General features: G+C 63.8%; 9 protein-coding genes. 5 read left to right on the forward strand and 4 right to left on the reverse strand.

The window, feature by feature from the left end:
- Window positions 1-110: 110 nt before the first annotated feature.
- Window positions 111-1,895: an IlvD/Edd family dehydratase gene (locus J3P97_RS11630; RefSeq protein WP_434674206.1), complete on the reverse strand. Its 1,785-nt coding sequence runs from the start codon at window positions 1,893-1,895 to the stop codon at window positions 111-113.
- Window positions 1,896-1,941: 46 nt separating this feature from the next.
- Window positions 1,942-3,123 (reverse strand): fumarylacetoacetate hydrolase family protein, encoded by a 1,182-nt coding sequence (locus tag J3P97_RS11635; protein ID WP_434674207.1) that lies wholly within the window; start codon window positions 3,121-3,123, stop codon window positions 1,942-1,944.
- 113 nt (window positions 3,124-3,236) lie between these two features.
- On the opposite strand from J3P97_RS11635, the gene J3P97_RS11640 reads away from it, so the two are divergent.
- The 5 genes from J3P97_RS11640 (at window position 3,237) to J3P97_RS11660 (ending at window position 8,562) form a co-directional block, all read left to right on the forward strand.
- A complete protein-coding gene (locus J3P97_RS11640) occupies window positions 3,237-4,175 on the forward strand; it encodes a LysR family transcriptional regulator (RefSeq protein ID WP_305495087.1) in 939 nt (312 codons plus the stop codon).
- Window positions 4,176-4,479: 304 nt separating this feature from the next.
- Window positions 4,480-5,862, forward strand: coding sequence for an MFS transporter (locus J3P97_RS11645; RefSeq protein WP_434674208.1), 1,383 nt, complete (start codon window positions 4,480-4,482; stop codon window positions 5,860-5,862).
- Window positions 5,859-6,599, forward strand: a complete 741-nt coding sequence (locus J3P97_RS11650; protein WP_434674209.1) for an SDR family oxidoreductase — start codon at window positions 5,859-5,861, stop codon at window positions 6,597-6,599. Before J3P97_RS11645 ends, J3P97_RS11650 begins: the two co-directional genes overlap by 4 nt.
- Before the next feature lie 25 nt (window positions 6,600-6,624).
- On the forward strand, window positions 6,625-7,473 hold the full coding sequence (locus J3P97_RS11655) for an ureidoglycolate lyase (RefSeq protein WP_434674210.1): 849 nt from the start codon (window positions 6,625-6,627) through the stop codon (window positions 7,471-7,473).
- A 186-nt stretch (window positions 7,474-7,659) separates the two neighbouring features.
- Complete coding sequence (locus J3P97_RS11660) at window positions 7,660-8,562, forward strand: hypothetical protein (protein ID WP_434568740.1); 903 nt, start codon at window positions 7,660-7,662, stop codon at window positions 8,560-8,562.
- A gap of 11 nt (window positions 8,563-8,573) precedes the next feature.
- On the opposite strand, the gene J3P97_RS11665 is transcribed toward J3P97_RS11660, so the two are convergent.
- Complete coding sequence (locus tag J3P97_RS11665) at window positions 8,574-11,669, reverse strand: multidrug efflux RND transporter permease subunit (protein ID WP_434674211.1); 3,096 nt, start codon at window positions 11,667-11,669, stop codon at window positions 8,574-8,576.
- Between the two features lie 3 nt (window positions 11,670-11,672).
- Window positions 11,673-12,839 carry an efflux RND transporter periplasmic adaptor subunit gene (locus J3P97_RS11670; RefSeq protein ID WP_434604539.1) on the reverse strand — a complete coding sequence of 389 codons (1,167 nt, stop codon included), beginning with the start codon at window positions 12,837-12,839 and terminating at the stop codon, window positions 11,673-11,675.
- Window positions 12,840-12,844 lie beyond the last annotated feature (5 nt).

Genomic DNA, 12,844 nt, shown 5'->3' on the forward strand with positions numbered 1-12,844 from the left:
GACTTTGCCGAGGAAGGCTAGGGAAATAAGTCAGACAAGGAGACGGGTGACGTAGGACGCTTCTTTAAGTGCTCTGAAGTGCCCGGCCACTCACGACCGGGCGCTCCGAATCAGTGCGAATGCCGCGGCTCGCCACTGCGGGCGATTACCCGCAAATGCAACGTGGCCGGCTCCAGGCAGCCGCCGGTGGACAACTGCCCGACCAGTTGCCGATAGAGTTCCTGCCAGGGCGTTTGCGAGGGCGGGATGCTGGGTGTCCATTCGCGACGGCGCCGTTCCATTTCGGCCTCGTCGACCAGCAGGTTGACGGTGCGGGTGTTCAGGTCCACTTGCAGCCGGTCGTTGGTTTGCAGCAGCGCCAGGCCGCCGCCCACCGCCGCTTCAGGGGACATGTTGAGGATCGACGGGCTCGCCGAGGTGCCGCTCTGGCGGCCGTCGCCGAGGCAGGGCAGGGAGTCGATACCGCGTTTGATCAGCGCTGCGGGCGGCGCCATGTTTACCACCTCGGCGCTGCCGGGATAACCCACGGTGCCAACGCCGCGAATGACCAGGATGCAGCGCTCGTCGATGTCCAGCGCCGGGTCGTCGATCCGCGCGTGGTAATCCTCCGGCCCTTCGAACACGATGGCCCGGGCTTCGAAGCTGTTTTCAGCGCCGGGCTCGGACAGGTAGGTCTTGCGAAACGCCTCGCCGACCACCGACATCTTCATGATCGCGCTGTCGAAAAAATTGCCGCTGAGCACGATGAATCCAGCGCGATGCTTGAGCGGGGTAGCAAACGGGTAGATGACATCGGCGTTGCTGGTCAGGCTGCTGCTGACGATTTCGCCAATCGATTTGCCGCTGACCGTGGCGCAGTCTTCGTGCAGGCGTCCGGCCTTTTGCAGTTCATGCATGACTGCCGGCACGCCACCGGCGCGGTGGAAGCCTTCGCCGAGGTACTTGCCGGCCGGCATGCAGTTGACCAGCAGCGGCACGTCTTCGCCAATCCGCTGCCAGTCGTCCAGGCTCAGCTCGACGCCCATGTGCCGGGCGATGGCAATCAGGTGCGGCGGGCAATTGCTCGATGCGCCGAGTGCCGAGGCGACGGCGATGGCGTTCTCGAACGCCTCCCGAGTCATGATCCGGGATGGGCGCACGTCCTGGCGCACCAGTTCGCAGATGCGTTTGCCGGTGGCGTAGGCCATCTGCCCGCGTTCGCGATAGGGCGCCGGAATGCTCGCGCAACCGGGCAGCGACATGCCCAGGGCTTCGGCCAGGGCGTTCATCGACAGCGCGGTACCCATGGTGTTGCAGTGGCCCACCGAGGGCGATGCCGCCGTGGTCATTTCCATGAAGCCTTCGTAGTCGATTTCGCCGGCGGCCATCAGGTTGCGTGCGTGCCAGAGCACGGTGCCGGAGCCGATCAGTTCGCCCTTGTGATGGCCGTCGAGCATCGGCCCGCCGGAGAGCACGATGGCCGGCAGGTCGGTGGTCGCCGCCGCCATCAGGCAGGCAGGGGTGGTCTTGTCGCAGCCGGTGGTGAGCACCACGCCGTCCAACGGGTAGCCATGGAGGATTTCCACCAGGCCCAGGTAGGCCAGGTTGCGGTCCAGGGCGGCAGTGGGCCGGCGCGACTGTTCGGCGATCGGGTGCACCGGGAATTCCATCGGGATGCCGCCAGCGTCGCGAATACCGGCCTTGACCCGTTGCGCCAGCTCCAGATGATGACGATTGCAGGGCGTCAGGTCGCTGCCGGTCTGGGCGATGCCGATGATCGGCCGACCCGATTGCAGCTCTTCGCGGGTCATCCCGTAGTTCATGTAGCGCTCGACATACAGGGCGGTCATGTCCGCGTGAGCCGGGTCGTTGAACCACTGCTCGCTACGCAGGCGGCGTTTTGGCGTGTCACTCATGATTCATTTCTCTCTTGTAATTGGATGAATCGACGATCTGTCGGGCTCAGCGATCGAGCAGCCCCCGCGCGGCGAGATTACGCAGCAAGGCGCCGACGCCGAAGGTCCAGGGCGCGGCCTCGCAGCTGTGAGTCACCTGATTATGCAAACTGCCGAGCAACGGGCTGCTGATACTGACCCGGTCGCCCAGTTTGTGGGTGAAACCGCTGCCGGCGTGGTCGCGATCCTCGGTGGGGGCGAACAGGGTACCGAGAAACAGCAGGAAGCCATCCGGGTATTGGTGGTTGGCGTTGAGTGTCTGGCCTGCGAGGTCCTGCGGGTCGCGGCTGATCTGGCTCATGGAGCTGCAGCCGTGCAGGCGGTAACCGTCTTCGCCGTGTACCTGGAGATCGACCTCGCAGGCCCGCACGTCGTCCAGGCTGAAGTGTTCATCGAACAGCCGAATGAACGGCCCGATGGCGCACGAGGCATTGTTGTCCTTGGCCTTGCTCAGCAACAACGCGCTGCGGCCTTCGATGTCCCGCAGGTTGACGTCGTTGCCCAGGGTGGCGCCGTGGATCTGGCCGCGGCTATTCACCGCCAGCACCACTTCCGGTTCCGGGTTGTTCCATTGCGAGGCTGGATGAATGCCGATCTGGCTGCCGCTGCCGACGGCGGCCAGCACCGGCGCCTTGGTGAAGATTTCCGCGTCCGGCCCGATGCCGACCTCCAGGTACTGCGACCACATGCCCTGTTCGATAAGGAAGGCCTTGAGGCGCATGGCTTGCTCGGAGCCCGGGACGATCGAGCGCAGGTTGTCGCCAATGACGCTGTGCACCGTCGCGCGCACGGCTTCGGCCCGGGCCGCGTCACCGCCAGCCTGCTCCTCGATCACCCGCTCGATCATGCTCGCGGCGAAGGTCACGCCGGCGGCCTTGATCACTTGCAAGTCCAAGGGCGGCAACAGGAAGGGCCTGGCCGGGTCAGCATGCATGCCGGTGTTGGCCAGCAGCGCGTCGACGCTGGCGATGAACGTGCCCGGCGTTTGCCTGACCGCTGTCAGCGGCGAGGACGCTTCCAGCAAATCGCTCAAGGTCGCGAAACGCTCCGACAGGTCGAACACTCCGTCGCTGCGCAGTACGATTGGCGAAGGCCCGGCGATCCGCCCAGGGACCCAGGCACGACCAATCAGGGTGCCGGCCAGGCCATCGACCGGCAGTGTGTTCTCGGGGGTAAGCATCAGCGACATGGGCAGTCTTCCTGGTTCGTAAAGCTTTCAAGCTAGGGCGCGCTGGTGATGAACTCCAATGAGATATATTCAGTATCTGATAACGTCCGGTTATTGCATCGTGAGGGTTGCCCATGTCCGATCTGTCCTTTTCCAGCTTCTGCGGCTGGCTCAAATTCCGCCATCTGCTGCTGATCGATACCTTGGGCCGCACCTGCAACATGCACCTGGCGGCCGAACAGATGAACCTCAGCCAGCCGGCGGTGAGCAAGATGCTCAAGGAAATCGAGAGCCTGCTCGGCTTCGCCCTGTTCGAGCGGCGTCCGCGCAGCATGCCGCCCACCGCGCTGGGCGAGCATGTGCTGCGCTACGCACAGATCGCTTTGAATGACGCGCGCTCGTTCGTCGAACAGATCAGCAGCCTGCGGGAGGGCGGCCATGGTTATCTCAAGGTCGGCGGGATCTTTGCCGCGACCGCGGTGGCCCTGCCCGAGGCGATTTTGCAGATCAAGCAGCGCTGGCCGTTGTTGTCCATCGAGGTGGTAGAGCAGACCAGCAATCACCTGATGAAGATGCTGGAAGAGAAGAAGCTCGACCTGGCCGTGGCGCGGTTTACCGAGCAGAGCCAGCAGCAGCGCTACGACTTCCAGCCCCTGGCTCCGGAACCGTTCTGCATCGTCGTCAACGACCGGCACCCGCTGGCAGACGCCGGGCCGATATCGCTGCAGCAACTGGTCGACTTGCCGTGGATTCTCTACCCGGTCGGCACGCCGATCCGCGCCCGCATGGAACTGGCGTTCGCCGAAGCGGGCGTGCGGATGCCGCGCAACACCATCGATACGATTTCCATGCAGACCTTCCTCCAGGTGCTGAAACGCGGCCCGATGATCGGCATGTTGCCCAATGCCATGGTTGATCCGCTGCTGGAAAGCGGCCAGCTCAAGACCCTCGACACCCCTTTGCACCTGGTGCCGCAGGATTACGGCATCCTCACGCGAAAGGACGAGCCGCTGGTGGGCGCGGCGCTGGAGTTTGCCGAGATTCTCAAGGACAACGCCCGCCAGAGTGGTTGACAGTGCCGCCGCCTTCGCGAGCAGGCTCGCTCCCACACTGGATTTCTACTGAGGTAAATCACAGCCCGGTGGGAGCGAGCCAGCTCGCGAAGACATGGGTCCAGCCAGCACCAAACCCCGTGGCGAGGGAGCTTGCTCCCGCTGGGCTACGCAGTAGCCCCTCGGATTCCGATAACAACTGGTTATCAACTAATCCAAAAATGCCATTGGGAATGAATCGATCCACGACAGTAGAGTCCTCGTTCAATCGCCGGATGAGCCGCTCATTCGACGTGACCCAATAACAACAATCAGGGGTTACCTCATGCAAACCATCTCCGAGCCGTTGCCTGCCCAGGCGCAAGCCGGCGAAATGGATTTCGAAGACCGGACCTACCGCAAGGTGATCTGGCGGATCCTGCCAGTGCTGCTGTTGTGCTACATGGCGGCATACCTCGATCGGGTCAATATCGGCTTCGCCAAGCTCGATATGCTCGCCGAGTTGCAGTTCAGCAACACCGTGTACGCCTTGGGCGCCAGCATGTTTTTCTGGGGCTATTTCCTGTTCGAGGTCCCCAGCAACCTGTTACTGCATCGTCTGGGCGCGCGGTTCTGGATCGCCCGGATCATGCTCAGTTGGGCGGTGATCTCCATGGCCGTGGCCTACACCGTGCCGCTGGCGGCGTTCTTCCACATCGAATCGAGCACGATGTTTTATGTGCTGCGTTTCCTGCTAGGTATCTGTGAAGCAGGCTTTTTCCCCGGCGTGATCCTCTACCTCAACTACTGGTTCCCGACCCACCGGCAGAGCCGGGTGATGTCCGGGTTCCTGCTGGCGTTGCCGGTCAGCCTGACACTGGGCGGGATCCTGTCCGGGTGGCTGATGAACAGCATGCAAGGCGTGCAAGGCATGTCCGGCTGGCAGTGGATGCTGATCATCGAGGGCATTCCGTCGATCATCATGGCCTTCGTGGTGATCATCTGCCTGGCCGATAACATCGACAAGGCCAAGTGGCTGTCGGCAGCGGAAAAGGCCTTGCTCAAGGCCAACCTGCAAACCGACAACCAGGGCAAGGCTTCGCGCTTGAGCGAAGTGTTCTTCAACCCTCGCGTCTGGTTGCTGGTGCTGATCCTGCTGACCTTCAACACCGGTTTCTACGGCCTGGCCTTCTGGATGCCGTCGATCATCAAGAGCACCGGCATCACCAACAGCCTGCACATCGGCTTGCTCACGGCCATTCCCTACTCGGTGGCAATCGTGGCGATGCTGCTCAACGCACGGCACTCCAACCGCACCGGCGAACGGCGCCTGCACGCAGCCATCCCGGCATTCATTGGTGGCGCCGGGCTGATCCTCAGCGCGTTTTTTGCCGATAACCTGGTGTTGTCGGTGCTGTTCCTCAGCGTCTCCGCCTCGGGGATCCTCAGCCTGATGCCAATTTTCTGGACCCTGCCGGGCACTGTGCTGTCGGGCGTTGCCGCCGCAGCCGGGATCGGCATGATCAACGCGATCGGCAACCTGTCGGGCTTCACCGGTTCGATGATCACGGCCGTGGCGGAAACCCTGACGGGTAATATCAACAACGGTACGTACGTCCTGGCGCTGTGCCTGTTGGTCAGCGGCGGGTTGATCCTGGCCATCCCCGCCTCGATGCTCGGCAGGACGCCCAAGACCGCGCCCACCGCCGCGCAACTGGAGACTGCATGAACCTGCGAGGCAAGCGGGTGCTGGTGACGGCGGCGGGACAGGGCATCGGCCTGGCCAGCGCCGTGGCCTTCGCCCAGGCCGGCGCCGAGGTGTTCGCCAGTGACATCGATATTCGCGCGCTGACGGGCATCGAGGGGGTCACACCGATGCTCCTGGATGTCACCTCGGCCAGCGCCATCGACGCTGCCCGCGAGCGGATTGGCGAGCTGGACGTGCTTTTCAACTGCGCCGGCTACGTGCACAGCGGCACCATTCTCGATTGCGACGAAGCCGCCTGGGCGCGCTCGATGGACCTCAATGTCAGCGCCATGTACCGCATGATCCGCGCGTTTCTGCCGGGTATGTTGGCGCGTGGCGGCGGGTCGATCATTAACATGTCGTCGGTGGCGTCCAGTATCAAGGGCGTGCCCAATCGTTTCGCCTATGCTGCCAGCAAGGCGGCGGTAGTCGGGCTGACCAAGTCCGTCGCCATCGACTTCGTCAGCCAGGGTATCCGTTGCAATGCGATATGCCCCGGCACCGTCGACTCGCCTTCGCTGCGCCAGCGCATTGCCGACCAGGCGGCGCAGCAGGGGGTCGAGGAGGAACAGGTCTACCGGCAGTTTCTCGACCGCCAGCCCATGGGCCGCATCGGCAACACCGAGGAGGTCGCGCAATTGGCGCTGTACCTGGGCAGCGACGCATCTGCCTACACCACCGGGACGGTACACGTCATTGACGGTGGCATGAGCCTCTGAATTTTCACTTGAGCAGGAGCACTTCATGAAACTGTTGCGTTACGGCGAAAAAGGTTCGGAAAAGCCCGGGCTGCTGGATGATGACGATCAGATCCGTGATCTGTCGGGCCACGTGCCAGACATCGCCGGGCAAGCCCTGGCTCCTGAAAGCCTGGCAAGACTCGCCGCCATCGACCCGCGCAGCCTGCCGGTCGTGGGCGGCCAGCCGCGGATCGGCGCGTGCGTCGGGCAGGTCGGCAAGTTCATCTGCATCGGCCTGAACTACGCCGACCATGCCGCCGAATCGAACATGGAGGTGCCGAAGGAACCGATCATCTTCAACAAATGGACCAGCGCCATCTGCGGACCGAACGACGATGTCCAGATTCCCCGTGGCTCGCTCAAGACCGATTGGGAAGTCGAACTCGGCGTGGTCATTGGCAAGGGCGGGCGCTACATCGACGAAGCGAACGCCATGGAGCATGTCGCCGGTTATTGCGTCATCAACGATGTGTCGGAACGCGAATGGCAACTGGAACGCGGCGGCACCTGGGACAAGGGCAAAGGCTTCGACACCTTCGGCCCGCTTGGACCCTGGCTGGTGACGAAGGACGAAATCGCCGATCCCCACGCGCTTGATCTGTGGCTGGAAGTCGACGGGCATCGTTATCAGAACGGCAATACCCGGACGCTGATCTTCAGCGTGCCGCAACTGATTGCCTACCTGAGCCGGTGCATGAGCCTGCAGCCCGGCGACGTGATCTCGACCGGGACGCCACCGGGTGTCGGCCTGGGCATCAAGCCCAACCCGGTGTTCCTGCGCCCGGGCCAGACCATGCGCCTGGGCATTCAAGGTTTGGGTGAACAGCGTCAGGTGACGGTGCAGGCGGACTGATCACTGGCTTTACCGCCGTCTTCGCGAGCAGGCTCGCTCCCACAGAATCTCCGCCTCCCTGTGGGAGCGAGCCTGCTCGCGAAGACGCGGGTCCGGCCACACAGGAATGGGAACTCTGGAGAGACTGTTCGTGCCAGTAAAAATCGCCGAAGATGCGCCACCGTTTCAAGAGAAATGACGCCCTCCATGCGCGACGACTCCCACACGCAGTTCTTCCGCTTCCAGACCCCCGACCCAGCCATCGGTCCGCGAGAGCAGGCACCGATGCTTGCGCAGGAGCTGGCCTGGGCGCGGGACCGTGCGTCCATGCATGACTTCAGTTGGTTGGTCGTACTGCTGCCGCCATTGAGCATGGGCCCGGTGCTGCCGGGCGTGGTGTTCCTGGCGGGCCTGGGCCTGGTCCAGAAGTTGTTCGCCCCGGACCTGGACGTTGATCGGATCGTCGGCGACTCCTTGGGCTGGCTGGCGCTGGCGACGCTGCTTTTCGTGGCGGCGTGGATACTGTCCAATTACCTGCGCGATTCGCGCGACCCGACCAAGCACTACTGGCAATCGATGCCCGATCAAGGGCTGGTCGAGCTTGAGCGTCATACGCTGATCTCGGCCATCAGTCTGTGGGCCAACGACTTTGATCCCGATTGCAGCAGCCTGATGTTATGGAAAAACGACAAGCTGGTGCGGGTGCAAAGCTCCGGCGTGTCGCAGTGGATCCTGGCGATGACCACGGCCGGCCATTGGCTGGTGCTCAAGGAGGAATTTCCCGGCGACTTCTGCTACCGACGGGTAGGGCAGATGCCCGCGCCGGAGAAGCAGATGCAACCCCGGCAGCAATTGGCGATTGCCTTCGCTCCCGGCACCCAGTTGGCGCTTGGCCGGCGTTTCGACGGTGCGCCTTTGCCAATGACGCAGACGTCTTACTGGATGTCCGCCGATGAGATCAAGCGACTCGCGCAGATTGCCCATCACTGGATGTTTTTCCCGCCGGACCGTTATGCGGTGGTCAATGCTGATGATGCCGGTTGGGTACGACGCCTGGCGGACAAAGCCCTGGCCAGCGTCGAGAGCCAGGCTGTGCCACAGGGCAATTAGCGTCGCCAGCCTCAACGCGTTTTGCTGCGCGCGACCCGCTTCATCACCACCACGAAAAACACCGGGACAAACACCACCGCCAGCGTGGCGCTGATCATCCCGCCGATCACGCCGGTACCAATCGCCTGCTGGCTCGCCGAGCTGGCCCCGGTGGCGATCGCCAACGGGACCACGCCGAGGATGAACGCCAGCGAGGTCATGATGATTGGCCGCAGGCGCAGGCGCGCGGCCTGGAGCGTGGCGTCGAGCAGGTCATGGCCATCGTCGTAGAGGCTTTTGGCGAATTCGATGATCAGGATGGCGTTCTTCGCTGACAGGCCGATGATGGTGATCAGGCCGATCTTGAAGAACACATCGTTGGGCATGCCACGCAACGAAACAGCCATTACGGCGCCGAGCACGCCCAGCGGTACCACCAGCAACACCGAGGTCGGGATCGACCAGCTCTCGTACAGCGCCGCCAGGCACAGGAACACCACCAACAGCGACAGGCCCAGCAGGATCGGTGCCTGGCTGCCGGACAAGCGCTCCTGCAAGGACAGGCCGGTCCATTCCTGGCCCATGCCCTTGGGCCCCTGGGCCACCAGCCGTTCGATCTCGGCCATGGCTTGCCCGGTGCTGTAGCCCGGCGCCGGTTCTCCGGAAATACTCACCGCCGGATAGCCGTTGTAGCGAGTCAACTGTGCCGGCCCCTGGGTCCAGCGCGCCTGGACAAACGCCGACAACGGCACCATCTTCCCGCTGCTGTTGCGTACGTGAATCTTCAGCAGGTCCTCGACCTGGCTGCGCTGGTCACCCTCGGCCTGGACCACCACCCGCTGCATGCGGCCCTGGTTCGGGAAGTCATTGATGTAGGCTGAGCCCACCGCCGTGGACAACACGCTGCCGACGTCGGCAAAGGAGATGCCCAAGGCATTCGCCTGTTTCCGATCCACTTCCAGTTGCACCTGCGGCGCTTCCGCCAGGGCGCTTTCACGCACATTCATCAGCACCGGGCTTTTATCCGCGGCGGCGAGCAGATCGCTGCGGGCCTGCATCAGCGTGGCGTGGCCGAGGCCGCCGCGGTCCTGCAAGCGGAACTCGAAACCGCTGGAGGTGCCGAGACCGTCCACCGGCGGTGGCAGCACGGAAAACACCATGGCGTCCTTGATTCCACCGAAGGCCTGGTTGGCGCGATCGGCGATGGACGCCGCCGAATCGTCGCCACCGCGCTGCGACCAGTCTTTCAGCGTGGTAAATGCCAGGGCCGCATTCTGCCCGCTGCCAGAGAAGCTGAAGCCGAGGATGACCGTGCTGTCGCCGACCCCAGGCTCGCCGGCATTGTGCGCCTCGATCTGTTCCACCACCTGTACCGTACGATTCTTGCTGGCGCCCGGCGGCAGCTGGATGTCGGTGATGGTGTAGCCCTGGTCTTCCACCGGCAGGAACGAGGAGGGCAGGCGACTGAACAGCAGGCCCATGCCCACCAGCAGCACGCCATAGATCAACAGGTAGCGGCCGCTGCGTTTCATCGCGTAGGCGACCCAACCCTGGTAACGGTTGCCGAACCGGTCGAAGCCACGGTTGAACCAGCCAAAAAAACCGCGTTTTGCGTGGTGATCGCCTTGGGTGATCGGTTTGAGCAAGGTCGCGCAAAGCGCCGGGGTCAAGGTCAGCGCGAGAAAGGCCGAGAACAGGATCGACGTCGCCATCGACAGCGAGAACTGCTGGTAGATCACGCCCACCGAACCCTGCATGAACGCCATCGGAATGAACACCGCCACCAGCACCAGAGTGATGCCGATGATCGCCCCGGTGATCTGGCCCATGGCCTTGCGCGTCGCTTCCTTGGGCGACAGGCCTTCCTCGGCCATGATGCGCTCGACGTTTTCCACCACCACGATGGCATCGTCCACCAGGATGCCGATGGCCAGCACCATGCCGAACATGGTCAGTACGTTGATCGAGAACCCCAGCGCGAGCATGGTCGCGAAGGTGCCCATCAGCGCCACCGGCACGACGAGGGTGGGGATCAGCGTGTAGCGGATGTTCTGCAGGAACAGGAACATCACCGCGAACACCAGCAACATCGCCTCGCCGAGGGTATAGATCACCTTGGTGATCGAGACCTTGACGAACGGCGACGTGTCGTAGGGAATCTTGTACTCCACGCCGGCCGGAAAGTAGCGCGACAGCTCGTCCATCTTCGCGCGCACCAGGGTGGCGGTGTTCAGCGCGTTGGCGCCCGGCGACAGCTGCACGGCCACGGCGGTGGAAGGTTTGCCGTTCAGGCGCGTGGAGAACTGATATTCCTGGCTGCCGATTTCCACCCGCGCGACATCGGCGATGCGCACCGTGGAGCCGTCGGGGTTGGCCTTGAGCACGATGTCGGCAAATTCCTGCGGGGTCGAGAGCTGGCCCTTGACGACGATGGTCGCGGTGATTTCCTGGGTGCTGCGGCTCGGCAGGTCGCCGAGGCTGCCGGCCGAGACTTGGGCGTTCTGCGCCACGATGGCAGCGTTGACGTCGGCCGGGGTCAGGTTGAAGCCCAGCAACTTCTGCGGGTCGATCCAGATCCGCATGGCTCGCTCGGCACCGTACAGCTGGGCCTTGCCGACACCGTCGAGGCGCTTGATCTCGTTCATCACGTTGCGCGCCAGGTAATCGCTGAGCGCCACGTCGTCGAGCTTGCCGTCGCTGGAGGTGAGGGTGATCAGCAGCAGGAAGCCGGCGGAAACCTTGTCCACCTGCAGGCCCTGCTGGGTAACCGCCTGCGGCAGGCGCGACTCCACGGCCTTGAGGCGGTTCTGCACGTCGACCTGGGCCAGTTCCGGGTTCGTCCCCGGTTGAAAGGTCGCGGTGATCGTCGCGCTGCCGAGACTGCTCTGGGATTCGAAATACAACAGATTGTCGGCGCCGTTGAGTTCCTCCTCGATCAGGCTGACCACGCTTTCGTCTACCGTCTGCGCCGAAGCGCCCGGGTACACGGCGTAGATCTCGATTTGCGGCGGAGCCACGACCGGGTACTGCGCCACCGGCAGTTGCGGAATGGCCAGGATCCCGGCCAGCAGGATGAACAGCGCGACGACCCAGGCGAATACCGGACGGTCAATGAAAAAATGCGGCATGGCTTAGTGTCCTGCCTGTGGCCCGGGAACCTGGGCGAGGGGGAGAGGGGCGTCGTCGACCCGGACCTGTTCACCGGGGCGGGCATGCTGCAGGCCTTCGACGACGATGCGATCGCCCGGCTTCAAGCCTTGCGTGACGATCCAGCGATCGTTCTGCGCCGCGCCCAGTTGCACCGGTTGCTGACTGATCTTCTGCTCGGCGTCCAACAGCAGCACCTGCGCGACGCCGGCGCTGTCGCGCAGGATCGCCCGTTGCGGCACGGTGATTCCCTGGCGGTTGACCGCCTGTTCCAGGCGCACGCGAATGAAGCTGCCGGGCAGCAGATCGAGGTCGGGGTTGGGAAACTCGCTGCGCAGGGTGATCTGGCCGGTGCTCGGGTCGACGCTGAGGTCGGTGAACAGCAACTTGCCTGGCAGCGGATAAGGGCTGCCGTCGTCCTGGATCAAGGTGGCCTTGGCCTGGCCCTGGCCGACGGCTTGCAACTGCCCCGCACGGAACGCGCGACGCAGCTCATTGAGTTCGCGGGTCGATTGGGTGAGGTCGGCGTGGATCGGGTCCAACTGCTGGATCAGCGCCAGTGGCGTGCTTTCGTTCTGCCCCACCAGCGCGCCTTCCGTCACCAGGGCCCGGCCGATGCGCCCGGAAATCGGTGCGGTCACCGTGGCGTAGCCCAGGTTCAGCTTCGCCCGTTCAACGGCCGCCTTGTTGGCGGCGACGTCGGCTGCGGTCTGGCGCACGGCGGCCCGGGCATTGTCATATTCCTGGCCGCTGATCGCTTGGTCATCGATCAACTGGGCATAACGCTGCGCCTGCAACCGGGCCTGGAACGCATTGGCCTCGGCCTTGCGCAACGCCGCCTCGGCGCTGTCCAGGTCGGCCTTGAACGGCGCCGGGTCGATGCGAAACAACACGTCGCCCTGCTTGACGTCGCGGCCTTCTCGAAACACTCGCTGCAAGACCACGCCGGCTACCCGGGCACGGACCTCGGCCACCCGTGGCGCGGCGATACGGCCACTCAGTTCGTTGCTGATCGACAGTGGCCCGGCCTGGACGGTCTCGATACGCACGCTTGCCAGCGGCGCGGATTCTTCCGGGGTCGAGGCGCTGTCACAGCCGCTCAGCAATGCCCCGACCAACAGGCCTAGTGTGACGAAAGGAATCTTGGACATGGTGC

Origin of the sequence: Pseudomonas sp. R1-15, assembly GCF_051132085.1 — a bacterium.
In the GTDB taxonomy this organism is placed as follows: domain Bacteria; phylum Pseudomonadota; class Gammaproteobacteria; order Pseudomonadales; family Pseudomonadaceae; genus Aquipseudomonas.

What these genes read in the sequence shown, in the direction of transcription:
- J3P97_RS11650 (WP_434674209.1), top strand. Translation starts at nt 5,859, where the DNA reads ATGAACCTGCGAGGCAAGCGGGTGCTGGTGACGGCGGCGGGACAGGGC.
- J3P97_RS11660 (WP_434568740.1), top strand. Translation starts at nt 7,660, where the DNA reads ATGCGCGACGACTCCCACACGCAGTTCTTCCGCTTCCAGACCCCCGAC.
- J3P97_RS11630 (WP_434674206.1), bottom strand. Translation starts at nt 1,895, where the DNA reads ATGAGTGACACGCCAAAACGCCGCCTGCGTAGCGAGCAGTGGTTCAAC.
- J3P97_RS11665 (WP_434674211.1), bottom strand. Translation starts at nt 11,669, where the DNA reads ATGCCGCATTTTTTCATTGACCGTCCGGTATTCGCCTGGGTCGTCGCG.
- J3P97_RS11655 (WP_434674210.1), top strand. Translation starts at nt 6,625, where the DNA reads ATGAAACTGTTGCGTTACGGCGAAAAAGGTTCGGAAAAGCCCGGGCTG.
- J3P97_RS11645 (WP_434674208.1), top strand. Translation starts at nt 4,480, where the DNA reads ATGCAAACCATCTCCGAGCCGTTGCCTGCCCAGGCGCAAGCCGGCGAA.
- J3P97_RS11640 (WP_305495087.1), top strand. Translation starts at nt 3,237, where the DNA reads ATGTCCGATCTGTCCTTTTCCAGCTTCTGCGGCTGGCTCAAATTCCGC.
- J3P97_RS11635 (WP_434674207.1), bottom strand. Translation starts at nt 3,123, where the DNA reads ATGTCGCTGATGCTTACCCCCGAGAACACACTGCCGGTCGATGGCCTG.
- J3P97_RS11670 (WP_434604539.1), bottom strand. Translation starts at nt 12,839, where the DNA reads ATGTCCAAGATTCCTTTCGTCACACTAGGCCTGTTGGTCGGGGCATTG.